This window comes from Sporolactobacillus nakayamae (assembly GCF_900113325.1).
In the GTDB taxonomy this organism is placed as follows: Bacteria; Bacillota; Bacilli; order Bacillales; family Sporolactobacillaceae; genus Sporolactobacillus; species Sporolactobacillus nakayamae.
Map to the genome: position 1 here is coordinate 16,151 of NZ_FOOY01000021.1, position 24,517 is coordinate 40,667.

Consider the following 24,517-nt stretch of genomic DNA (forward strand, 5'->3'; position numbering starts at 1 on the left):
CGGATTTAGTTTAGGTGTACTGCTTTTGTGCCTTAGTCTCGCAATTTTTAATTACGGAGCCTCCAACGATATCGCGGCTCTTTCTCTACTTATCATTTCCTTGTTAATTATTGGCGTAACGGAACTGACGACTAAGATGGGAAAAAAATAGAGTGCAGAATACACTTTTTGATCACTGCTTTCTGTTTCAATGATCTCGTACGGGTGATTTGCCGCATCAAATCAATTTGAATCAGCTAAAAATGGTTGAAAAATCTCCGACTATGATAAAATGAAGGTATTAAATGTCAAGGAAGTCGCCATATGGATCAGAAACGAACACCTGTCTTTGATGGATTAATCGAGTATAGTAGAAAACAGGCGTATTCCTTTCATGTACCTGGTCATAAAGATGGGCATGTGTTTCCCGGAAAAGCCGGACTTTCATTCAAATCGATTTTGGCGCTTGATGCCACGGAAGTCGCAAATTTGGATGACCTATATCATCCGACCGGAATACTTCGTGACGCGCAGCAGCTGCTCGGCGCTTACTATGGCACGAAGTCCAGCTATTTTCTTGTTGGCGGCTCAACGATTGGCAATGTGATCATGATACTTGCGGCATGTGAACCTGGTGATGTTGTCTTCGTTCAACGTGATAGTCACAAATCTGTCATTAACGCGTTGAAATTAGCTGACGTCCGTCCCGTATTCCTCGCTCCGTCAATTGATCCGGGCTCAGGTCTCCCCGTGGGGATTGAGCCGCAAACTTTTGATGAGAGTTTGCGCCGATTTCCACAGGCGAAGGCGCTTATTTTAACTTACCCGAATTATTATGGAATCGCTGCCCGTTCTGTCCGTTATTTGATTACTCAAGCGCACGAACGCGGACTGTCGGTATTAGTGGACGAGGCACATGGCCCGCATTTCAAAATAGGTGCCCCCGTACCGCCGTCAACACTGGATATGGGGGCGGATATTGTCGTTCATTCAGCGCATAAAATGCTGCCGGCGATGACAATGGGCGCCTATCTCCATGTTAATTCAGAACGGATTTCGATGGAGAGGATTGAGCGCTTTCGATCAATGCTGCAGAGTTCAAGTCCATCCTATCCAATTATGGCCTCACTGGATTTGGCACGCCACTATATGGCGACACTTGATCGAGTAAACGTCAGCAAAATGATTGCGAGTCGTGACGCGTTTGTCCAACGGTTGCAGAAGATGAATCGATTGACTATACTGCAGGCGGACCCGGATCAGTTTATGCTCGATCCATTTAAGGTTGTGCTGTGTCCGAGCACACGCGAAAATGGTTTTGACGTACAGGATAAGCTGATCCGCTTAGGTCTGTATCCCGAAATGGCTGACCCCAATCATGTTCTCCTTGTGCTTGGTTTAACTGAAACCATTAATTACGAGGGAGCGATTCGGAGCGTGGCGGAGGTATTATCTCAATGCGCGTCTCGATCTTTTGAGAGACAAGAACAGGCGCCTTCGTTTCCGGAAATAGAGACACTTGCCGATTCTTATCGGAAACTATCTTCTATGAAGAGTGAAACGGTTGATCAGAGCCAGGCGATTGGACGAATCGCGGCGGAACAGGTCATTCCTTATCCTCCCGGCATTCCAATTGTTGTTGAGGGCGAGTATGTGACGCGGCGTGAGTTGGATCTGATCTGCTATTGGCAGCGAGCTGGAGCGGTCTTTCAAAATGAAAGCGCGAATAAAAGAAAAATCAAGGTTTATCAGGCGGGGGAGCATCATAAGAATGACACATAAAGGACTTTTTATTACCTTTGAAGGACCTGACGGTTCAGGGAAAACGACACAAATTCAGCGATTGGCGGAGGAACTGGAGCACCGTCATCGTCCATACCTGCTCACCCGGGAACCCGGCGGAACAAAGATTGGCGACAAGATAAGAACGATTATCCTAAATCCTGATCACGCGGAACTGGCGGATAAGACAGAGATTCTTCTTTATGCCGCTTCAAGGAGTCAGCATGTCACCGAAAAAATAGTTCCTGCAGTTGAGGAAGGGAAGATCGTCCTCTGTGACCGCTTTGTCGATGCGTCGATTGCCTACCAAGGGTATGGATTAGGTGAGTCCATCGATACCGTCAAACAGATCAACGCTTTTGCGACTAATGGCCTCACACCGGATCGTACCTATTTGATCGATGTCTCTCCTGAAACGGGTAGAAGCAGAATGAAGGGCCGAAGCGGAGAACCCGAAGAAGGTGTGACACGCGCTGCCAACGATTTGGACCGGATTGAAATGCGCGCGTTGGCCTATCATCAGCGCGTTCGAGAAGGATTTCATGCAATCTATGCAGAACATAAATCACGGATCTGCTTGATTAATGGTGAGCAGGATCATGACCATGTTTTTCATGACATCGTGGATGATTTTTTTCGCTTACTTGACTGATTATAAAACTAAAGTCCAAAAGGGATGATTGCGATGAAGTTGGTTGTAGCCGTAATTCAAGATAAGGATAGCATTCTGTTGCAGCAGGCACTCGTGGATGCTGATTTTCACGCGACAAAGCTCGCGAGTACCGGTGGCTTCCTCCGATCCGGTAATACAACGTTCATCATTGGCACTGAAGATCATCAAGTCGACGGATTACTTGAATTAATTAAAGAGCATTGCCATAGCCGCAATCAAGTGATTTCACCAATATCTTCACTGGACGCGAATGCGGATGGCTATATGATGCATCCGGTAGAAGTCGAGGTAGGCGGAGCGACGGTCTTTGTTCTTGATGTGGACCAGTTTAAGCACTTCTAAGGCAGGCAGCTTAAGTTTAGTAAAGGAGCGTAATCATCTATGGCAATTAAAATAGATCAGCGCACGAATCTTGGTGACTCCGTAGCGAAGCGGGAAAGTACCGCGCCACAGCAGCATGCGATGTTTGAACGCACGTTAAGCGCTCAGAAAAAGTCAATGCAAAGTGATGCGCTTAAAGCGCTGCTTAATAAGGTCGATGAACAGGCAAAGCGGGTGTCGGTATCGCGTACGATACGTGATTTACACGTGTACAAGAACTATGTTCGTTCCTTTCTGCAGGAAGCAGTTCAGACCGGACTCGGTACAGCACAATCACGTTCATGGCAGCAGGGCGGCGCCCAACAGACGTTGGTAAAGACTGTGGATCAGAAACTGATCACAATGACGAATGATTTATTGGACAAAAATAAAGATGAACTCAAACTGCTTGATCAGCTGGATGAGATTCGGGGCATGCTGATTAATCTATATATATGAATGCCGCAAATAATTGGATCAGAGAGTGAGTGTACACAAAGCATGGACTGGCGGGAACTAAGTAAGCAGCAGCAAACAGTGGCGAAGGTGCTTCGTCATGCTATAACGAGAAAAGAATTAGCGCACGCTTATTTGCTTGAAGGACCAAAGGGAACCGGAAAGCATCAAACCGCCATGCTTGTCACGCAAACATTGTTTTGCGAGTCACCAACTGAACAGGGACCGTGCATGGAGTGCAGGAATTGCCGGAGAATCGGCTCAGGCAATCACCCGGATGTAATCTGGGTTGCGCCCGAAGAAGGCGCGGCATCAATTAAGAAGGAACAAATCGCCTATTTAATGAAAGAGTTCGCCTATCGAGGGGTTGAATCGGGACGCAAGGTATTTATCATTGAGCAGGCAGAGAAAATGACTGCTCAGGCAGAGAACAGCTTGCTGAAATTCATTGAAGAGCCCCATCCCGGAACGCTGGCATTCCTTGTGACTGAGCATATTCATCAGTTGCTTGATACAATTATTTCGAGATGTCAGGTGCTTACTTTTGTTCCGCTCTCTGACCGCGCGCTTGAGGAGCGCATGACCCAAGACGGCTTACCAAGACAATTGCTGAAACCGGCGGCTGCGCTGACGCATGATTATGAGGAAGCCTCGCGATTATGCAAAGAGGAATGGTTTGCCGAGGCACGTTCTCAAGTGTTACAATTGATGCAAAGACTGTACAAGTCTTTAGAGTCAGCGCTACCTTATATCTATGAAAAATTCACTCCCAACTTTGATAATACTCAGAAAATGGCTGTCGGTTTAGATTTGATGCTTTTTTGGTACAGAGATCTTCTGTCGCTGCACTTGAATCGTCAAGAAGAAATCGTCTATGAGGATCAGATGGACGCGTTGAAGGAGCAGATGCTCTCACGCTCATCTGATCAAACGATTCGAGCAATGTCACTTATTCTGGATGCCCGGAGACAATTGGACGCTCATGTTAATGGGGTGAGCGTCATGGAGCGGCTGGTGATCAGGTTAGGAGGTAGTCATAAATGAACTATGATATTGTCGGCATTCGCTTCAAGAAAGCCGGTAAGGTCTATTATTTTGATCCGGAACAGCTGTCCATTCCCGATAACGCGCATGTTGTTGTTGAAACAACGCGCGGTATTGAATGCGGAACAGTAGTGATCGGAAGAAAAACAGTTGACGAGGAGGACGTTGTCTTACCGCTTAAGAAAGTGGTAAGGATTGCAACGGAATCTGATGAATTGCAGGTGCGCAAGAACAAGGAAGATGCACTGGCTGCAATGGACATTTGCCTTCAGAAAATATACAATCATCAGTTGGAAATGAAGCTGGTGGATGTTGAATATACATTTGATCGCAATAAAATAATATTTTATTTTACTGCGGATGGTCGCGTCGACTTCCGCGAATTGGTCAAGGATCTTGCAGCAGTATTTAAAACGAGAATTGAACTGAGACAGATTGGTGTACGTGACGAAGCTAAAATGCTTGGCGGAATTGGTCCATGCGGACGAATGCTCTGTTGTTCAACATTTCTCGGAGATTTCGAGCCCGTTTCAATTAAGATGGCCAAGGATCAGAATTTGTCGCTGAATCCTGCCAAAATATCAGGTGTTTGCGGACGATTGATGTGCTGTTTGAAATATGAAAACGATAATTATGAATCAGCGAAGAAGGCACTGCCGGACATCGGCGCGTCAATTACCGTCAGCTATGGACCGGGCCGCGTCGTTGGATTGAATATTTTGGAACATTTGGTTCAGATTGAACTCAAGGAACAAAATAAAGTTGTTGAGTATACATTGGATGAGCTTATTGAAGAAGGGGTTATTTCTTCGCAAGCCACTAAATAAGAGGTGGATGAACTTGGAGAAGAAGGACATTTTCTCACAAGTCAGTCATTTGGAGGAGCAGTTGGGGCAAATTTTTGTGGATTTTGGCAATGTCAAAGCGCAGCTTGGCGCACTGCTTGAACAAAATCAGAATCTTACTTTGGAAAATGAGAATCTGAGAAAACGTATTGAGGATGCCGGAAAGCACGGTCAGAATTCACAAAACCAGCAAGCGCGGAAGTCGGGGGCTGTTTCAGAGCCGGATATCGGTGAGGGCTACGACAACTTGGCGCGACTCTACAAAGAGGGCTTTCATATTTGCAATCTGCATTATGGCAGTGTCCGCAACGACGGCGACTGCTTGTTTTGTCTTTCGTTTCTGAACAAAAAATGATCGCTCAATTTGGGCGCTGTAGTTTGAATGCATAGTATGGGTGAAGAAAATGAACGAGCAGTACGATCACAACAACGAGCGAATTGATTATCTTTTTGATACCGATTTAAAAATCATCCAATCCAGCGATCTCTTTCCCTTCTCGCTGGATTCTGTTCTATTGGCGCGTTTTGTCTATGTGCCCATTCAAAAGGGCAAGTTGGTGGATTTGTGTGCCGGGAACGGTGTGATTCCTTTTCTTTTATCAAGGCGGACGAAAGGACAGATCACCGGCGTTGAGATCCAGCCCGAAGTATGCGCACTGGCCAAACGCGGCACGGCATTGAATCATTTAGAAGAGCGTATCAATTTTTTGTGTGCGGATGCCAAAAATAGTGAAGAAAAAATTGGGCGCGGAACCTGTGATGTTGTGACGTGCAACCCGCCTTATTTCACAATGGAGGCTGCTCGCGATGTTAAGCTGAACAGGCATCTGGCCATCGCGCGTCATGAACTGCTCATTACGCTGGCGGAGGTGCTGGCGATCGGCGGTCGTCTGTTGAAACCGGGCGGGAAGTTCGCACTGGTACACCGGCCGGAACGACTGGTCGATATTCTTGAAGGCATGCGTGCGCAAGGAATGGAACCGAAACGGATCCAATATGTGCATCCTCACCGCCACAAGCCGGCTAATATTGTTCTCGTTGAAGGTACAAAAGGTGGCAAACCGGGTCTTTCCGTGTTGTCTCCAATTGTTGTTTACCGGTCAGATGGACGTTATACGGAGGATGTGTGTCCGACGTCATGAGCCATTACAGTGTGTATATTTTAGAATGTGCCGATGGCAGTCTTTATACGGGTTACGCCGCTGATGTCGTCAAACGTTTTGCGCTTCATTGCAGCGGAAAAGGCGCAAAATATACGCGGAGTCATAAGCCGATTCGCATTGTTTATCAGGAAGATCTTGCGGACAAACAGTCGGCGATGCGGCGCGAATGGGCGATTAAGCAGTTAACGAGGCAGGAAAAACAGGAACTAATAAAAGGGAGCGGCACAGATGTGGGAACAGCGCAGTTTTCAAAGCGATCATGAAGGAAAAGGCAGCTTGTTTCTAGTGCCAACGCCTATCGGCAATCTGGACGATATCACGTACCGCGCGCTTGAGGTACTGAAAAAAGCGGACATCCTTGCCGCTGAAGATACTCGGCATACCATGAAACTGTGTTCACATTTTGATATCCACGCGCCGTTATTCAGTTATCATGAGCATAATAAGAAAACAAGCGGAACCAAGTTGGTCGCGGAACTTGAAAATGGAAAAAATGTTGCCTTGGTCACGGATGCCGGAACACCAGGTATATCGGATCCAGGAGCTGATCTTGCCGCTGCCTGCATTGCACATGAGATTCCTGTTGTACCCCTTCCCGGAGCTAACGCCGCGATCACCGGATTGATCGCTTCAGGAATTTCTACCGACCACTTTTTATTCTATGGTTTTCTTCCCCGCGCGAAAAAGGAGCGTGGTCAAGCGCTGGATGCGCTCAAGAAGTTTCCCTACACGGTCATTTTCTATGAATCGCCATTTCGCGTGAAAGAGACATTGAAGGATTTATATGACGTTTTTGGCAATCGAAGGATCGCGATATCGCGCGAACTGACAAAGCGCTATGAGACGTTTGTTCGCGGGACAATTGACGAAGTGCTTGCGTTCCTAAATAGCGGCGAAGCGCCAAAAGGCGAGTTTTGCGTGATTGTTGATGGAAATCGTGAATTAGAGGAACGCGGGGAAGAATTATGGTGGTCGACACTTACGGTGCAAGAGCACGTAGACCATTATATCCGCAATAAACAAGTGACATCGAAAGAAGCGATCAAACAGGTGGCGCTGGATCGTGCTCAGCCGAAACGTGAAATCTATGGTATCTACCATCAAATTGAAAACGAATAAATTCAGGATTCGCAAACACGAGCGAATCCTTTTGAATAGGCTGATTTATTTGTGGCAAAGATTGGATTTAAAAGGAGCTGTGATGCGCGATTAATTTGGCCGTTGCACGCTCTATGCTTTCTTGACATTCATTCCGGTGAAACGTATAGTTTTTAAAGATAGGAATACTTTGGAAACGGCATTAAATAAGGAGGCTGCACGGGTTTATGACTGAAGAACGGAAATCTTTTTATCTGACAACGCCTATATACTATCCAAGCGGTAGACTACATATTGGTCACGCATACACAACGGTGGCCGGGGACGCGATGTGCCGTTATAAACGGCTGCGCGGTTATGACGTGATGTTTCTGACGGGAACAGATGAGCACGGACAGAAAATTGAGGAGAAAGCCAAAGCAAAAGGTATCTCTCCAATTGAGTATGTGGACGGCCTGGTGGCTCAGATTAAGCAACTCTGGGATAAGCTTGATATCTCTTATGACGACTTTATCCGAACAACGCAGTCGCGTCACACGAAAGTTGTTCAGAAGATCTTTACGCAACTTGAGAAGCAAGGCGATATCTACCTTGGTGAATACGAGGGCTGGTACAGTATACCGGATGAAACCTACTACACAGAGTCGCAGCTTGTTGATATTGAGAAGAATGACAAAGGCGACGTGATCGGCGGGAAGAGCCCAGACAGCGGCCATCCGGTTGAGAAGGTAAAAGAAGAGTGCTATTTCTTCAAAATGAGCAAGTATGTTGACCGGTTGCTTAACTATTATGAAGAGCATCCTGATTTTATTCAACCGGAATCGCGCAAAAACGAAATGATCAATAACTTCATCAAGCCTGGTCTGGAAGATCTGGCGGTTTCTCGAACATCGGTTTCTTGGGGGATTAAGGTGCCGAATAATCCGAAGCATGTTGTGTACGTATGGCTGGATGCACTGACCAACTATATTACCGCACTTGGATACGGTTCTGAAGATGATGCGAATTATAAGAAATTCTGGCCGGCGGATGTTCATCTAGTTGGGAAGGAAATCGTCCGTTTCCACACGATCTATTGGCCGATTATGTTGATGGCGCTTGGTCTTCCGCTTCCGAAAAAAGTGTTTGGACACGGCTGGCTGCTGATGAAAGACGGCAAAATGTCCAAATCAAAGGGTAACGTTGTCGACCCTGAACCGCTGATTGATCGCTACGGGCTGGATGCGCTGCGCTATTATCTGCTGCGTGAAGTGCCGTTCGGCTCGGATGGATTGTTCACTCCGGAAGCGTTCGTGGAACGCATTAATTTTGACCTGGCCAATGACCTTGGCAACTTGCTGAACCGTACGGTCGCGATGTGCAGCCAGTACTTTGGCGGCAAGGTGCCGGCTTATGATGGTCATGTGACTGATTTTGATGCAGGGCTTGAAGATGCGCTCGCAGAGGCCGTTTCTGTTGTCGAAAAGCAAATGGAAAACTTGCAGTTCTCCGTCGCATTATCAGCAATTTGGAAGCTGGTCGGCCAGACGAATAAATATATTGATGATACGCAGCCTTGGTTCTTGGCTAAGGATGAGGCGAAGAAGGCTGAACTTGCTTCAGTTATGGCGCATCTCGTGAACACTATTCGCGGGATCGCCATCATGATTCAGCCGTTCTTCACATCCACACCGACGAAAATGTTCCGTCAGCTTGGGGTAACCAATCAGGCGGATCAAGCATGGGATACGATTGTGCGCAATGATGTTAACAAAGGTCAATGGACCGTTCACAAGGAAGAGCCTATCTTCCCACGTCTTGATATTAAAGAAGAAGTTGCCTACATCAAATCACAGATGCGCGGCGCGGCGAATACGAAGCCAAACGGCAATAAAGAGAAAAAATCAAAGGCAGTTGCAGAAGCACCGGCGCAAATTAATTTGGAAGATTTCCAGAAAATTGATTTACGCGTTGCAGAAGTGCTGCAGGTAGACAAGGTTAAAGGTGCCGATAAATTGCTCAAGCTTCAACTTGATTTGGGCTATGAGAAGCGGCAGGTTGTCTCCGGCATTGCCGAGTTCTATAAACCGGAGGAGCTGGTTGGCCTGAAAATTATCGTCATTGCCAATCTGAAGCCGGTGAAACTCAGAGGCGAGCTTTCTCAAGGAATGCTGCTGGCAGGCGATGCAAATGGTACCCTAAAGGTGGCGACGGTTTCAGGACCGCTGCCGAACGGTACTAAGATTCGCTGATTCGCGAGCGAATGGAACAGAGCAGGCGGGAGATGAGCGTTTTGCGCGCAGATCCCGCTTTTTTGTTTCCGGCGTGCGTTCGGAAAAAATAGGAGGATCTTCATGCTCTTTGATACACATACCCATATTAATGATGAAGTATTTGACAAGGATTTTCCCGACGTACTAAATCGCGCAAAGGAAGTTGGCGTTGATCAAATGGTCGTGGTTGGCGTTGACCGTCCGACGATTGAGCGGGTCTTTCCGATCATTGATCAGCATAAGCATATCTATGGCGCGATTGGCTGGAATCCTGAAGACGCGATCGATATGACTGAAGATGATTTCCAGATGATCAAACATGAGTTGGGCCATCCTGGAATCGTCGCACTCGGTGAAATCGGTTTGGATTACCATTGGGATAAATCGCCGAAGTCTGTACAGCATGACGTGTTTCGCAGGCAGATTCGATTGGCCAAGGAAGCAGGACTCCCTTTAATTATCCATAATCGAGAAGCGACTGAGGATGTCGCGCGCATTCTTCGCGAGGAGCATGCAGAGACGATCGGCGGCGTCATGCATTGTTATAGCGACAACTGGGAGTGGGCGCAGAAATTCATTGATTTGAATTTTTATATTAGCTTTGGCGGGCCGCTGACTTTTAAAAATGCGCAGCTTCAACGAGAAACGGCCGCTGAAGTGCCGCTTGATCGTCTGTTAATTGAGACGGACTGTCCTTTTCTTAGTCCTCATCCGTTCCGTGGCAAACGCAATGAACCGGCGCGCGTTCACCTGGTTGCGGAAAAGCTTGCCGAGCTCAAGAACATGTCTTTTGAAGAGATAGCAAAAGTGACGACTGAAAACGCAATGCGCTGTTTTCATATTTAGTTAAAAGTCAGAGCAAGGAGAAACTTATGATTGTTAAGGAAATCATTGTTGTGGAAGGCAGAAGTGATACGGAGGCAATTAGCCGCGCGCTGGATGCCGATACGATTGAAACGAACGGATCACGCGTCAGCAAGAGAACCATTCGCGCCATTCAAAATGCGCAGGCTCGCCGGGGCGTAATCGTGTTCACGGATCCGGATTACCCCGGGGAACGCATTCGGAAGATTGTTAGCCGCGCCGTTCCCGGTTGCAAACACGCATTCATTACACGGTCCGAGGGAAAAGGCGGAAAAAATGAAAGTCTTGGAATTGAGCATGCGTCGCCACGCGCAATTCTCCGCGCTTTGGAGAAGGTCTATACTCAGTTTGAAGAACCGAAGGAACAGATCAGTATGCAGACGCTGAGGGCGCTGGGGCTGCTCGGCGGTAAGACATCGCGTTCGCTCCGGGAACAGCTTTGCGATCATCTGAGTATCGGCTATGCGAATGGAAAGCAATTGTACAAACGGCTACGCATGTTTCAAATTGCTGAAAGCGATCTGATACAGGCGCTGGATGCCATCCGATCGAAGGAGTGAGCGATATGAACAAAAGGATGTCTTCACCTAAGACCATGCAGGATGTCATTCGTAAGCACCAATTTACGTTAAAGAAGAGTCTCGGTCAAAACTTTCTTATTGATGAGAACATCCTGAACAATATTGCGTCGGCTGCCGGGATTGATGGAGACAGCTATGTGTTGGAAATCGGTCCGGGCGCGGGCGCGCTCACTCAGGTACTCGCCGCCCAAGCCAAAAAAGTGATCGCGGTGGAAATTGACCGCCGGCTGGAGCCTGTACTGAGTGACACGCTCCAAGACTTTGATAACGTGTCCATCCATTTTGGTGATGTATTGAAATTGGATCTTCATCAAATTATCGGAGAGGAATGTCCTGCGGATGCTTCGGTGACCGTGGTGGCCAATCTGCCATACTATGTGACGACGCCGATTTTAATGAAGCTGCTCACGGCCGGACTTCCCATTAATACGATTGTGGTGATGATACAAAAGGAAGTTGCCAGCCGGCTTCAGGCTGACCCTGGGGAGAAGAGCTACGGCTCACTGTCGATTGCCGTTCAATATATGGCTGAGCCGAAGATCGTGATGACGGTGCCGAAAACGGTGTTCGTGCCGCAGCCCAATGTGGATTCTGCTGTGATCCGTCTGGATGTTCGGAAGGAGAAAAAAGTCAAAGTAGCAGACGAAGACTTTTTCTTCAGGCTGATAAGGGCGAGTTTCGCGCAGCGCCGGAAGACACTAATGAACAATTTGGTCAATAACCTATATGATAAAACGCAGAAAGAAAACTTGCTTCGGGTATTGGAGCGGGTTGGAATTGATCCGGGTCGGCGCGGTGAGACGTTGTCAATCGAAGAATTTGCGCGGCTGAGTGATGCGCTTGGAGATCGACCATAGGGATCATATTAGTCAAAGCGCTTAATGAGCACAAAAGAAGGTTCGTATTCATTTTTGAATACGGGCCTTCTTTTTGCGTGCGCCCGGCATTCAGGAACGACTGCCGCAATCATTTTTTTGATGTGCACATATTTTTTTCATCGTGATCATAGCATGAAAAGGATGGCTCTGATTTTTTGGCGGATTTCGGATGCGCGTGGAAAGAGGGAGTGGAACATGACAGTTCAAGTAGGAGATCTAGTGGCGCGGACTTCGTACCATTGCGACCTTCCTTTTCGTGTGGTAGCCATTCATGAAGAAACGAAGAGTGCTGAGCTGAACGGCCATGATTTGCGTCTTTATGCGGACGCGCCGCTCGACGATTTGGTGCTGGTGACCAAAGACGAACGCGAGGAATATGAAAAAATGACAAGCTCCAAAGAGGCGGAATCCTACAAGCTTTTTAGGCAGGATTACAAGCAAATGAAGTTGAAACGAGGCTATACGGCGACAAACGGTTATAGGGAGGGTGCCTCTTATTTTGAAATGCCCGGGCGGGTACTTCATATCGATGGTGATCCGTACTATTTAAAAAAATGCCTCACTTTTTATGAGAAGTTGAGGGTTCCGGTGATCGGCAAATTTATGCGGGAGTCCGAAATGCCGGATCTGGTTCCGAAACTGGTTAGCCAAATACGTCCGGATATTCTCGTTCTAACCGGACATGATGCTTTTATGAAAAACAAAGGAACGGCAAATGAAATCAAGGCTTATCGTAATTCCGGATACTTTATCCGAACGGTCAAAGAAGTACGCTATCATTGGCCGAGTCTTGATCAAATGATCATTTTTTCCGGGGCGTGCCAGTCGCATTTCGAGTATTTGATCAGAGCGGGATCAAATTTTGCCAGTTCTCCCGATCGTGTAAATATTCACGCGCTCGATCCGGTCTATCTTGCTGCGAGAATCAGTTTCACTTCATTTATGGAGAGTGTTAATGTGTGGGAGGTTCTGAGAAACACACTGACAGGAGCAGGCGGCTTAGGCGGAGTCGAAAGCCGAGGCATGCTGCGTACCGGATTGCCTTATCCATCGGAATAAACATGATTGGGACGGCAAAAATAGTCGAATAATTCAAGAAAAAAGTGGCGGCAATTTTTGACAAATATATTGACAGTCACAATGGTTTCTTGATATAATTCATACTATTTGATTTTTTGACGTCCATTGTGGTATACTTATAATTAAGCGAGGTGGATTGTCGAGATGGGAAAAACCATTGATGATATCAAAGGCACTCTAGATGAACGTGTCGGCGAACGTTTGACATTGAAGGCAAACGGAGGCAGACGTAAAACGATTCAACGCATTGGTGTTTTGGAAGGTACCTACCCGTCGGTTTTTATTGTGAGGCTGGATAAAGATTCGAATGCATATGATCGCGTTTCGTACAGCTACACGGACGTGTTGACGGACTCGGTGGAACTCACCTTTATGGAGGAAATGGCGAGCGGTCAATAATAAAGAGCTTACCCAAATTTCCATGATGACAGACCATTTATTTGTAGCGGATACGCGCACCCTTATGTTCGGAATGTGAGAGCATAATTGGGAATGCGCGTTTATGCTTTTCTCATCAGAATTCATTTTAGCACGTTTAACGAATAGAAGGAAGTGAATTGGCACAACCTAACTTTTGCTCGACCATTGAAAGGAGTTGTGCCGATCATGTCCAGACACAGAGGCATCATGTCTGAATCATTCAAAGAGGAACTTGCCAAAGAACTGGGTTTTTATGATACGGTAAAAAATGAAGGCTGGGGCGGAATCAAAGCCCGCGACGCAGGCAATATGGTTCGCCTTGCCATTCAAAAAGCTGAAGCGCAACTAGACAAACGCTAAAAAGCAGTACGATGATTGAGCATGAAAGAAGGGGATTCTGTCCGTAAAACGGATGGGACCCCCTTTTTCTTCACGCTTGTTTCCTTTATAGTAATCATAAGCAGTGTGAAGGGGACCGAATGGATAGAAGCGGATGGCGATCGGCATGGGCAATGTGGCGAATTTGCCGGTCTGGGCTATCTGTTGCTATCGAAGTATATCTAGTAACTGAAATGAGGGAAACGTTTGAAAGTACTTGAGAAAGCGCCGGCAAAAATTAATCTATCCTTGGATGTACTTGGGAAACGAAGCGATGGCTATCACGAAGTTAAAATGGTGATGACGTCGATTGATTTGGCAGATCGAGTGGAATGCGGCGATTTGTCTGAAAATCGAATTTTGGTTCGGACATCAGCCCCTTATGTTCCTGAGGACGAGCGTAATTTTGCCTATCAGGCCGCTCAATGTATAAGAGAAACGTATCGTATTAATCGCGGTGTGGAAATTATGATTAAAAAAAATATACCCGTGGCAGCGGGCTTGGCTGGCGGCAGTACAGATGCGGCAGCGACAATCCGTGCGTTGGACAAGCTGTGGGGAATTGGTATGTCCTACGAAGAAATGCTGGAAATCGCTGCGAAAATTGGGTCTGATGTCGCTTTCTGTATTAAAGGAGGAACAGCACTCGCAACCGGCAGAGGCGAGAAAATCACTCCTCTGCCTTCCTTGCCGCCTTGCTGGGTTGTTTTAGTAAAACCCACTGTTTCAATCTCTACGGCGCAAATTTATAAAGAGTTAGATAGTCAGCCGATCATGCATCCGGATGTTGAAGCAATGATGCGGGCGATCGAGGAAGAGGATTTTCAAACAATATGCCGCTTGCTCGGCAATTCTCTTGAATCAGTGACGATGAAAAAAGTTGCTGACATCGCAAAAATAAAGGAGCAGATGAAAGGGATTGGCGCAGAAGGAATCTTAATGAGCGGCAGCGGACCAACCGTATTTGCGCTGACGCAACATGAATCACGGATGCAGCGTTTGATGAACGGTATGAGGGGGTATTGCTCTCAGGTGTTTGCCGTACGGCTCTGTAAACCGTTTCCCCTCTTGTCCGAACACGAATAATGGTGTAAAATTGCCTTAAAATATTCGGGTTTGGAGGATTGTCATGAAACTTAAGCGAAGCGGCAGACTCGTCGATATGACGGAATATTTGCTGCGCCATCCTCACCAGGTGATTTCGCTTTCCTATTTTTCAGAACGGTATGAATCTGCCAAATCATCGATAAGCGAAGATCTGACTATTATCAAGGAAAGCTTTGAAACCCAAGAAATCGGACGGCTCCAGACGCAGGCGGGGGCTACGGGCGGAGTATGTTACATGCCATCCATGGGCTGCCTCGAAGCCGAACGATTGCTTGTTCGATTGCAAGGACAAATGACCAAAAAAGACCGTCTGCTTCCCGGCGGGTATCTTTATATGACCGATATTCTTGGTAAACCTGAATATGTCAATGCGATTGGACGGCTAATCGCTTCGGTATTTATTAATGAGAAGCTGGACGCAGTTATGACGATGGAGACCAAAGGAATTCCGCTGGCCTATGCGGTAGCCACACAGTGCAGTGTCCCCGTTGTTGTTGTGCGCAGGAGCAGTAAAGTTACTGAGGGGTCGACGGTGAGTATCAATTATATATCAGGCTCTTCTAAAAGAATCCAAACGATGGTGCTCCCGAGAAGAAGTTTGAAGGAACACGCACGCGTTTTGATTGTTGACGATTTCATGAAGGCCGGGGGAACGATGAAGGGCATGATGAATTTGATCAAGGAGTTTGGGGCGGAGGTTGCAGGTATGGCAGTGCTGGTCGAAAAGAAAGACGAACGTCCAAAACTGGTCGACCATTATGTGTCGCTCCTCAAGCTCTCTATCCTTGAGCAACAAGATGACCTTACCATTGAAAATGGTAATGTATCGGAGTGGCTGGCGATGCATCATGATCCGCATGCAATGAAAAAATAATTTAGGTATGAACAGATGCTATAATTTCATTCCGCATCATTTGGACCGATAATTAAAAATATTTATATTTCTTTTAACCACTTGCAGGATTTCCCACTTTTTGTGTTGAAACAAGTATTAAGAACTACGAGTTACGCATTAGGGGAAAGGGTGGTGTCTAATCAATGGAAATAACAGATGTCAGATTGCGGCTTGTGCATACTGACGGACGCATGAGGGCAATCGCCTCAATAACCATCGATAAGGAGTTCGTTGTTCATGACATTCGTGTGATCGACGGTAATAATGGTACTTTTGTCGCGATGCCAAGCAAGCGGACACCTGATGGAGAATTCAGGGATATTGCTCATCCCATCACATCAGTAACTAGAGAGAAAATACAGTCCGCCATTCTTAGTGAATATGAACATGCGTGCGTTGGGGATTCTTCGTTTGAACAAGCGGGTGCTTCCTAATTAAGCGCGATTGATGAAAAAATGTGTCCCATGAGTGTCTAACGTTGATGAAATAGTGGATGTGCGTATGAATTTCACATCTCTAACAATAGGTAACTGTTTAGTTAAACAAAGAAAAAGGAGCCGAAGGGTTCCTTTTTCTTTGTTTGGATAATAGAAATAAGAACATACGAATTGGCACAATTTTCACCTTTGTTATCTTGAAAAAGGGCTGTTTTTAAGCTATAGTCTAAAATGGACGCTAAGAATCAGCCAAAGTTATGGGGGTTCGTCATGTCAAATCGATTTGCGATTATTCTAGCTGCCGGCAAGGGCACGAGGATGAAATCGAAACTATATAAAGTGCTGCATCAGGTTTGTGGTAAGCCGATGATACGTCATGTCGTTGATGAAGCCGGAAAGGCCGATTTTTCGAAAATTTATGTGGTTGTCGGCCATGGAGCAAGTGACGTGGAAGCGGCGGTCGGCAAAGACGCGGAATGTCTGCTCCAGCGTGAGCAGTTAGGTACCGGACACGCCGTACTTCAAGCGGCAGATCAGTTATCCAGTCTGGAAGGAACAACGGTTGTTCTTTGCGGAGATACTCCTCTGATTACGCATCAGACGATCGAGAAATTGATTCATATTCAGGAGGAGAATCACGCTGCGGCCGCGGTGCTTACGGCCAATCTTGAAGATCCGACCGGCTACGGGCGTGTCATTCGGGATCTGTCCGGCAACGTTGCGAAAATTGTCGAAGATAAGGATGCAAATCCTGCCGAAAAAAGGGTAAAGGAGATTAATACGGGTATTTACAGTTTCGATAACCGTAAATTATTTGCCCTTTTGAAACAGGTGACGAACAATAATGCCCAGGGTGAGTACTATCTTCCTGATGTGATTGGTCTGCTTGTTCGGGATTCTGAGAAAGTGATTGCATACGCCACAGAACAATTTGAAGAGACAGTCGGCGTCAATGACCGTATTCAATTGGCGGCTGCAGGGAAATATATGCAAGCACGCATCAATCGCGCTATGATGCGAAAGGGCGTGACGTTCATTGATCCTCAAACAACATATTTATCGACAGAATGCACGATTGGAAACGATACCGTCATTTATCCGGGAACGGTGATTGCCGGAAAGACGCGAATCGGGAGCAAGTGTGTCATTGGCGCACATTCACAAATTCGAAATTGTGTGATTGGTGACGGCACACGAATTGAGCAGTCTGTGCTTGAGGACAGCATGATCGGCAAAGACGTGCAGATTGGACCGTTTGCCCATATTCGCCCGCTGTCCAAGATCCATGACCAGACAAAAGTGGGCACCTTTGTCGAAGTGAAGAACACGGACGTTGGAGAACGGAAAGGGCCGAGCATTTGAAAAAAGGCGAGGCAATCGCAGCAAGATTTGAGAAAATAAGAAATGAAGCAAAATAATGCATAGGGTAAACCATTAACTGGAGGGAACCATTAGATGGTCAGCTATTTAGATCCAAACTTGAAAGTATTCAGCCTAAATTCCAATCCTGATCTTGCCAAGCAAATTACCGAGCACATCGGCATTAAACTCGGAAAATGTATTGTTTCGTCCTTTAGCGATGGCGAAATTCAAATCAGCATTGAGGAAAGTATTCGCGGAAGTGAAGTGTACGTGATTCAGTCTACAAGTGCACCGGTAAATCAGCACTTAATGGAAATGCTGATTATGATTGATGCGTTGAAACGCGCGTCTGCGAAAACAATCAACTTAGTAATTCCTTATTATGGGTACGCGCGTCAAGATCGTAAAGCCCGCGCTCGTGAACCGATTACGGCAAAACTCGTCGCGAATCTTCTCGAAACTGCAGGTGCAACGCGTGTACTCACGCTTGACCTGCACGCACCGCAAATTCAAGGCTTTTTCGATATTCCTGTTGACCAGCTTCTTGGTGTTCCAACATTGTCGGAATACTTTATGAGCAAACAACTTGATGATATTGTGGTTGTCTCACCGGATCACGGCGGTGTGACCCGCGCGCGTAAAATGGCTGATCGCTTGAAGGCGCCGATCGCTATTATTGATAAGCGCCGTCCGCGTCCGAATGTATCCGAGGTTATGAACATCATCGGTGATATTCAAGACAAAACCTGCATCATTATTGACGACATTATTGACACGGCAGGAACGATTACGCTGGCCGCCAACGCCTTGGTTGAGCGCGGCGCAAAAAAGGTGTATGCTTGCTGTACACATCCTGTTTTGTCGGGTCCCGCAATCGAACGTATTCAGGCGTCTGCAATCAGCGAACTCGTTGTAACCAATACGATTCCGCTGCCTGAAGAGAAGAAGATCGATAAAATTGTGCAGTTGTCTGTTGCGCCGCTGATCGGAGAAGCGATTATTCGCATTCACGAGAAACTTTCGGTCAGCCGGTTGTTTAATTAACGATTGATCGGAATTTAGTGTACTACAGGGTTAGATGAGATGTATTTAGTGAAAAATTTAAAAGATGGATTTAATCGAAAGGGAGTGCAATAACGCATGGCAACATTAAGTGCGGCTATTCGTAGTGACTTCAAGAAGTCATTTGCAAAGAAATTGAGAAATGAAGGCAGGATTCCTTCTGTTGTTTACGGAAAGACGGTAGGCAATGAGGCTGTTTCGGTTGATGCCGGAGCAATGAGTAAACTCTTCCGCAGCGAAGGTCGAAATGCGATCATCAATTTGGATGTTGAAGGAAAGAAAAAATATACTGTTATGGCTCACGAATTGCAATTCGACCCTTTGAAGGGTACGGTTCGTCATATTGACTTCCTTGAAATTAATATGAACGAAGATATTGACGCTGTTGTACCCGTTGTATTGAGCGGTGCTGAAGCAGTTGAAACCGGAGATGTCGTTCTGAATAATCAACTTTCAGAATTGACGGTACGTGCGCTTCCTAACAATCTGCCAAGTACAATCGAAGTGGATGTCTCAAAACTTGCGGTCGGTGATGCAATTCGTATCAGCGATCTCGTTGCAGATACCAAAAACTATACGGTCCTCGGTGATCCGGAAGAAGTTATCGTTACGCTTTCTTATGGTGAGCAAGCAGCTGAAGAACCAGCGGATGCGAGCGAGACTGCAGAAGCTGCTGAATCGACTAGCGAAAACGCTGCAGAATAATCGATTGTCGGAATTAATGAAAGAGGCGTAACCAATGTGTTACGTCTTTTTTCACAAGTAAAAAAGTATTTGATTTTGCCCTGTATAAAACCAATAAACCGGTTTCTTGGCCGGGAATCAAAGCGGAGGTGCGAGGGCTCCTGCGGGATTAGGTGCCAGTAGGAGCCCTCGCGGTGCGCCCGCGGCAAGCGAGTAACCGAAGCGGCGATTCGGAAAAGAATAAAGACACGAACCAATAACACATGGCTGGAGAATAAGGATCGGGCTTGCCCGGTTTTTCTTACAAGTAAAGAAAGTTTAGCATTTTGGCTTGTCGATACGACGGTAGGGTCACAAGATTCGATTGGGCGATCGGGTAAGCGTTCCAATCTGAGAAATAAACGGAAAAGCTCCGCTTAATTAGAAAATGAATGAAAAAATCGCTTAAATAGACGGAGAAATTCCGCTTATCGAATTAAAAAACATGAAAATGGAGGGTTTTTCTGTGCATAAGCGGAAAAATTACCCTTATGTACCTCTGAAACAAGCGCCATGATGCATATAAACGGAAAAATTCCGCTTATTTTGATCCGCGTTACTTAATTAAGGACCGGGCGCTTTATGTCCGGTTTTTCCCACACTGATAAGAAAGTAAAATAAAATTAAAGATTCAAGGAAACGAGTGTAAGTGGTCCGGTAAATAAGGAAGCTTCGATTAACGACGCTCACATCCTATGAGCAACGTCGAAGCCACCGCATCTTGCGGAAGTGCCACCGGATAATAGGCCGTCCAAGTTTTCTAACACGACAAAGCAAAAATTTTATTTCCGTTGAAAGAGAGGAAGAATTGTGAAGGTCATTGTCGGACTGGGCAATCCTGGTTCTGAATATGCACATACAAGGCATAATATAGGTTTTGAAGTGATCGATTCGATCTCAGAACAGCATGGTATCCGGTTATCTAAAAGTAAATTCAATGCACTTTTCGGAAAAGGGACGATTGACGGTGAAGAACTTTTACTTGTGAAGCCGCTTACTTATATGAATGCTTCAGGTGAAGCGGTCGGTCCGCTGCTCCGATTTTTTAAAGTGTCTGCTGAGGACCTTTTGGTTGTTCAGGATGATATGGATTTGCCGGTAGGTAAGATCCGTTTGAGACAAAAGGGAAGCGCAGGCGGGCACAACGGTATTAAGTCCATTATTCAACATGTGAAAACGCAGGAATTCGCGCGAATCAAAGTAGGAATCGGTCATCCGCAGCATACACGCGAAGCGGTTGTTCGCTACGTGCTTCAGGGCTTTTCAGGCGACGAACAGATGCAAATCGCGTCGGCAATTGAACGCTCGTCCGATGCCGCTAAAGCGTGGATCACGTTGCCTTTTACACAGGTTATGAACGTGTATAATACGAATAAGTAGCGATGTACCGGGGTATAATCATATAAGTTTATCTCCGATAATTAGGGTTCTGAGTAAACACTGCAGAGCTTTGGCTGATGCCAAAGCGTTTTTCGGTTTTAAGAAAGCGAGGGTAGCCAATGCTTGGCCTGAGCCACTATTACCAGCAAAAAGTAGATGAAATTCAAGCCGTACTAGAAGGCTATGAACAAGGGATGAGGCAGCAACTGGTGTCTGGACTGTCTGGTGGAGCAAAAGCACTGTGGATCGCGGCGCTTTACCAAAAAAGACAGCAAACAGCTGTTGTTGTCACCCATAATTTATATCAAGGACAGAAACTCTATAACGATTTAGAAGGTTTGATAGATTCGGAGGAGCTGTTTCTCTATCCGGCGAATGACTTGATTGCCTCAGAACTTGCTGTCGCCAGTCCGGAACTGCTTGCCCAGCGTATCGATGTGCTGAACAGGCTCGCGCAGAACAGGAAAGCATTAATCATTATACCGGTTGCCGGTCTGAAAAAGCTGCTCGCTCCGCTCTATTTGTGGAAAGCGAGCCTAATGCATTTTGAGGCTGGAAAGACCGTGGATTTGAATGAGCTGTCACGTAAACTGACTGCGGTTGGCTATGAGCGGGAGACGATGGTCACCGGTCCGGGACAATTCAGTATTCGTGGTGGAATTATCGATATTTTTCCATTGACGGAGGAGCATCCGATTCGTATTGAATTGTTCGATGATGAAGTCGATTCTGTACGATTCTTCGACAGTGATTCTCAGCGCTCCTTGAAGATGATTCAAGGCAGCGTGCTGATCGGTCCGGCGAGCGAGCTGCTTCTTTATGAAGAAAACTATTCGGTTGCTGCTGAAGGACTTGAACGGGAGCTCGCTAAAACGTTAGCCAGGGTGACGGATCAGAAAGCACAGGAACTGATCAGCGAACACATCGCTGCTGACATTGAATCATTAAAGCAGAAGCAGCCGTTTAACGGAATGAACAAGTATGCGTCTTTGATGTACAGCAAGTTAACAACCATCAGTGATTATTTGCCTAATGATACGCTCATCATTTTCGATGAGATCAGCCGAATTCAGGAAATGTCCGAGCAACTCGATCGTGAGGAAGCTGAGTGGCAGGTCGACATGCTGCAAAAGGGGGAGATGGTCGGCGAGCTGCCGTTAACAATGGATTGGCCGCAGCTGACGGATCGATTGACTCATCCGATTCTTTTGCTTTCGCTTTTCCTACGGTATCATGGGCAATTCCAACCCCAGAATGTGATTGGCATGACGTGTCGCGCCATGCAGAATTTTCATGGGCAGATTCAGCTGCTCAAGACGGAAGTGGAGCGATGGCAGAAAGGTGGATTTTCGGTTACCTTTCTCGCCTCGGATAAAGAGCGCGCGAAACGACTGGAGCAAGTGCTGTCGGATTATGGCGTTCAGGCAGAATTAGTCACTCCCGAAACGCTGCCGATACAGGGCGTCAGTCAGATCACCATCGGTCAATTTGAGAACGGGTTCGAATTGCCGCTGAAGAGGATCGCTGTAGTCACAGAACGGGAAGTTTTTACGAAAAAGGCAGCGAAAGCGAATCACCGAGGAAAAAAATTAACCAACGCCGAACGACTAAAAAATTATAGTGAGCTCAAAGTCGGTGATTATGTTGTTCACGTGGATCACGGTATCGGTCGCTATGCTGGAATTGAGACGCTTGAAGTAAATGGCACTCATAAAGATTACATGCAAATCATTTATAAAGGGAACGACAAGCTCTACGTTCCTGTAGAGCATATTGATCAGGTTCAGAAATATGTCAGCTCTGAAGGCAAGGAACCTAAGTTATACGCGCTTGGCGGTGGTGAATGGAAGAAAGTAAAGAGTAAAGCGCGTTCGTCAATTCAGGATATTGCCGATGATTTAATTAAGCTCTATGCACAACGAGAGGCGAGCAAAGGTTACGCCTTCGCCAAAGACAGTGAGGCGCAGCAAGAATTTGAAGCAGCCTTCCCGTACCAAGAAACTACAGATCAGCTTCAGGCGATTGAGGAGATCAAAAAGGATATGGAAAAAGAAAAGCCAATGGATCGACTGCTCTGTGGTGACGTTGGCTATGGCAAAACTGAAGTTGCCTTGCGTGCAGCATTTAAAGCAATTGCGGATGGGAAACAAGTGGCACTGCTTGTTCCGACGACCATCCTCGCGCAGCAACACTTTGAAACAGCGAGTGAGCGTTTTGAGGATTTCCCAATTTCCATTGGCGTGCTCAGTCGTTTTCGCTCAAGGAAAGAACAATTGGAAACGCTTAAGGGATTAAAGGCGGGTACGGTCGATATGGTGATCGGAACACATCGCTTATTGTCGAAGGATGTTCAATACAAAGACCTTGGCCTACTGATTGTTGATGAAGAGCAGCGATTTGGCGTTACGCATAAAGAAAAAATTAAGCGTTTGAAGGCTAATGTTGATGTATTGACATTAACCGCGACGCCGATTCCCCGCACACTTCATATGTCAATGCTTGGCGTGCGTGACCTTTCAATTATTGAAACACCGCCGGAGAATCGTTTTCCGGTTCAAACATTTGTCATGGAATACAATATGTCGCTCATTCGCGAGGCGATTGAGCGGGAGATGGCTCGTGGAGGACAGGTTTACTTCCTTTATAATCGCGTTGAAACGATACAGCGGATGGCGGAAATGATATCAAACCTTGTTCCCGATGCGGCAGTAACTTATGCGCATGGACAAATGAAGGAATCGGAACTTGAATCGGCCATGATTGATTTTCTTGACGGGAACGCCGATGTACTCGTCAGCACAACGATCATTGAAACGGGTGTCGATATCCCGAATGTAAATACACTGATTGTCTATGACGCGGATCGAATGGGACTGGCTCAGTTGTATCAGCTGCGTGGACGAGTCGGACGTTCAAGCCGAGTAGCCTATGCGTATTTCACCTATCAACGCGACAAAGTGATGAATGAAGTGGCAGAAAAAAGGCTGCAGGCAATTAAGGAATTCACGGAGCTCGGATCTGGATTTAAGATCGCCATGCGCGATCTGTCCATTCGCGGTGCCGGGAACTTGCTCGGTGCGCAGCAGCATGGATTTATCGATTCAGTCGGCTTTGATCTCTATTCCCAAATGCTTCAGGACGCGATCGCGGAACGCAGTAAAAAGGACCATACGCAGGCAAGTCAGAAACCGCCTAGAGTCACTATTGAAGTTGATACGGATGCATACATTCCGGATGTGTACATTGAAGATTCATTACAAAAAATTGATATGTATAAACGCTTCAAAGCTGCGGATTCACTTCAGGATGTGGCCGAACTCAAGGATGAAATGATTGACCGATTCGGCGATTATCCTCGGGAAGTTGCCGACCTGTTCAAAGTCGCCGAGGTCCGTGTGACAGCAAATAAACTGATGATCGAAGAAATTAAACAGCAAGGATTGGAAGTCAGGATTATCTTTTCCGAACTCGGTTGGAAATCCTTGGATCGTGAATCCTTATTTAAATCAATAAGCAAGATGGGTTTCGGTGTCGGTTTAGGCGCGAATGGGTCAAAAATGAACATAACCATCAAGCAGAATGCGCGAAACCCTGTACCGTTGCTTGAAGAAGTAGGCAAACTCCTCAGTGAAGTTGAACAATTGAAGGATCCCTCGCAGAAAGCAGGATAATTTTGGGGAAAAATGCATACTTTGACC

Annotated in this window: 26 protein-coding genes; all 26 read left to right on the forward strand. The window is 46.5% G+C overall.

Features of this window, described 5'->3' with window-relative positions:
- Positions 1-303 precede the first annotated feature (303 nt).
- The 26 genes from BM003_RS13150 to mfd all read left to right on the forward strand — a co-directional run bounded on the left by BM003_RS13150 (position 304) and on the right by mfd (position 24,490).
- Positions 304-1,761: an aminotransferase class I/II-fold pyridoxal phosphate-dependent enzyme gene (locus tag BM003_RS13150; protein WP_093673833.1), complete on the forward strand. Its 1,458-nt coding sequence runs from the start codon at positions 304-306 to the stop codon at positions 1,759-1,761.
- Positions 1,751-2,413, forward strand: coding sequence for a dTMP kinase (gene tmk / locus BM003_RS13155; protein WP_093673835.1), 663 nt, complete (start codon positions 1,751-1,753; stop codon positions 2,411-2,413). Before BM003_RS13150 ends, tmk begins: the two co-directional genes overlap by 11 nt.
- Positions 2,414-2,446: 33 nt before the next feature.
- Positions 2,447-2,776, forward strand: coding sequence for a cyclic-di-AMP receptor (locus BM003_RS13160; RefSeq protein ID WP_093673837.1), 330 nt, complete (start codon positions 2,447-2,449; stop codon positions 2,774-2,776).
- A gap of 39 nt (positions 2,777-2,815) precedes the next feature.
- Complete coding sequence (locus BM003_RS13165) at positions 2,816-3,253, forward strand: YaaR family protein (RefSeq protein WP_093673839.1); 438 nt, start codon at positions 2,816-2,818, stop codon at positions 3,251-3,253.
- A 42-nt stretch (positions 3,254-3,295) separates the two neighbouring features.
- The gene (gene holB, locus BM003_RS13170) at positions 3,296-4,294 is read left to right on the forward strand and encodes a DNA polymerase III subunit delta' (protein WP_093673841.1); all 999 of its coding nucleotides are present in this window, start codon (positions 3,296-3,298) and stop codon (positions 4,292-4,294) included.
- Positions 4,291-5,121 carry a PSP1 domain-containing protein gene (locus BM003_RS13175; protein ID WP_093673843.1) on the forward strand — a complete coding sequence of 277 codons (831 nt, stop codon included), beginning with the start codon at positions 4,291-4,293 and terminating at the stop codon, positions 5,119-5,121. Before holB ends, BM003_RS13175 begins: the two co-directional genes overlap by 4 nt.
- A gap of 13 nt (positions 5,122-5,134) precedes the next feature.
- Positions 5,135-5,494, forward strand: coding sequence for a DNA replication initiation control protein YabA (gene yabA, locus BM003_RS13180; RefSeq protein ID WP_093673845.1), 360 nt, complete (start codon positions 5,135-5,137; stop codon positions 5,492-5,494).
- Positions 5,495-5,543: 49 nt separating this feature from the next.
- Positions 5,544-6,281: a tRNA1(Val) (adenine(37)-N6)-methyltransferase gene (locus BM003_RS13185; protein ID WP_093673847.1), complete on the forward strand. Its 738-nt coding sequence runs from the start codon at positions 5,544-5,546 to the stop codon at positions 6,279-6,281.
- A gap of 11 nt (positions 6,282-6,292) precedes the next feature.
- On the forward strand, positions 6,293-6,565 hold the full coding sequence (locus BM003_RS13190; RefSeq protein WP_342742020.1) for a GIY-YIG nuclease family protein: 273 nt from the start codon (positions 6,293-6,295) through the stop codon (positions 6,563-6,565).
- Positions 6,531-7,421, forward strand: coding sequence for a 16S rRNA (cytidine(1402)-2'-O)-methyltransferase (gene rsmI, locus BM003_RS13195; RefSeq protein ID WP_093673851.1), 891 nt, complete (start codon positions 6,531-6,533; stop codon positions 7,419-7,421). Before BM003_RS13190 ends, rsmI begins: the two co-directional genes overlap by 35 nt.
- 206 nt (positions 7,422-7,627) lie before the next feature.
- A complete protein-coding gene (metG, locus tag BM003_RS13200; protein WP_093673853.1) occupies positions 7,628-9,631 on the forward strand; it encodes a methionine--tRNA ligase in 2,004 nt (667 codons plus the stop codon).
- Between the two features lie 102 nt (positions 9,632-9,733).
- Positions 9,734-10,498, forward strand: a complete 765-nt coding sequence (locus tag BM003_RS13205; protein ID WP_093673855.1) for a TatD family hydrolase — start codon at positions 9,734-9,736, stop codon at positions 10,496-10,498.
- 26 nt (positions 10,499-10,524) lie between these two features.
- A complete protein-coding gene (gene rnmV / locus BM003_RS13210) occupies positions 10,525-11,076 on the forward strand; it encodes a ribonuclease M5 (RefSeq protein ID WP_093673857.1) in 552 nt (183 codons plus the stop codon).
- 5 nt (positions 11,077-11,081) lie between these two features.
- Positions 11,082-11,954 (forward strand): 16S rRNA (adenine(1518)-N(6)/adenine(1519)-N(6))-dimethyltransferase RsmA, encoded by an 873-nt coding sequence (gene rsmA, locus BM003_RS13215; protein WP_093673859.1) that lies wholly within the window; start codon positions 11,082-11,084, stop codon positions 11,952-11,954.
- A 216-nt stretch (positions 11,955-12,170) separates the two neighbouring features.
- Positions 12,171-13,034 carry a sporulation peptidase YabG gene (yabG, locus tag BM003_RS13220; RefSeq protein WP_093673919.1) on the forward strand — a complete coding sequence of 288 codons (864 nt, stop codon included), beginning with the start codon at positions 12,171-12,173 and terminating at the stop codon, positions 13,032-13,034.
- Between the two features lie 165 nt (positions 13,035-13,199).
- Positions 13,200-13,454, forward strand: coding sequence for a Veg family protein (locus tag BM003_RS13225; RefSeq protein ID WP_093673861.1), 255 nt, complete (start codon positions 13,200-13,202; stop codon positions 13,452-13,454).
- A 207-nt stretch (positions 13,455-13,661) separates the two neighbouring features.
- Complete coding sequence (locus BM003_RS13230; protein WP_093673863.1) at positions 13,662-13,835, forward strand: small, acid-soluble spore protein, alpha/beta type; 174 nt, start codon at positions 13,662-13,664, stop codon at positions 13,833-13,835.
- Positions 13,836-13,850: 15 nt separating this feature from the next.
- Positions 13,851-14,039 (forward strand): hypothetical protein, encoded by a 189-nt coding sequence (locus BM003_RS13235; RefSeq protein ID WP_177184793.1) that lies wholly within the window; start codon positions 13,851-13,853, stop codon positions 14,037-14,039.
- A gap of 21 nt (positions 14,040-14,060) precedes the next feature.
- Entirely contained in the window at positions 14,061-14,939 is an 879-nt protein-coding gene (gene ispE, locus BM003_RS13240) for a 4-(cytidine 5'-diphospho)-2-C-methyl-D-erythritol kinase (RefSeq protein WP_093673867.1), read from the forward strand.
- 43 nt (positions 14,940-14,982) lie between these two features.
- Entirely contained in the window at positions 14,983-15,834 is an 852-nt protein-coding gene (gene purR, locus BM003_RS13245) for a pur operon repressor (RefSeq protein ID WP_093673869.1), read from the forward strand.
- 164 nt (positions 15,835-15,998) lie between these two features.
- A complete protein-coding gene (gene spoVG / locus BM003_RS13250) occupies positions 15,999-16,289 on the forward strand; it encodes a septation regulator SpoVG (protein ID WP_093673871.1) in 291 nt (96 codons plus the stop codon).
- 273 nt (positions 16,290-16,562) lie between these two features.
- On the forward strand, positions 16,563-17,654 hold the full coding sequence (glmU, locus tag BM003_RS13255; protein WP_143128473.1) for a bifunctional UDP-N-acetylglucosamine diphosphorylase/glucosamine-1-phosphate N-acetyltransferase GlmU: 1,092 nt from the start codon (positions 16,563-16,565) through the stop codon (positions 17,652-17,654).
- Positions 17,655-17,747: 93 nt separating this feature from the next.
- Positions 17,748-18,698: a ribose-phosphate diphosphokinase gene (locus BM003_RS13260; protein WP_093673873.1), complete on the forward strand. Its 951-nt coding sequence runs from the start codon at positions 17,748-17,750 to the stop codon at positions 18,696-18,698.
- 96 nt (positions 18,699-18,794) lie between these two features.
- Positions 18,795-19,421, forward strand: coding sequence for a 50S ribosomal protein L25/general stress protein Ctc (locus BM003_RS13265; RefSeq protein WP_093673875.1), 627 nt, complete (start codon positions 18,795-18,797; stop codon positions 19,419-19,421).
- Between the two features lie 828 nt (positions 19,422-20,249).
- Complete coding sequence (pth, locus tag BM003_RS13270; RefSeq protein ID WP_093673877.1) at positions 20,250-20,819, forward strand: aminoacyl-tRNA hydrolase; 570 nt, start codon at positions 20,250-20,252, stop codon at positions 20,817-20,819.
- Between the two features lie 119 nt (positions 20,820-20,938).
- A complete protein-coding gene (gene mfd / locus BM003_RS13275) occupies positions 20,939-24,490 on the forward strand; it encodes a transcription-repair coupling factor (RefSeq protein WP_093673879.1) in 3,552 nt (1,183 codons plus the stop codon).
- Positions 24,491-24,517 lie beyond the last annotated feature (27 nt).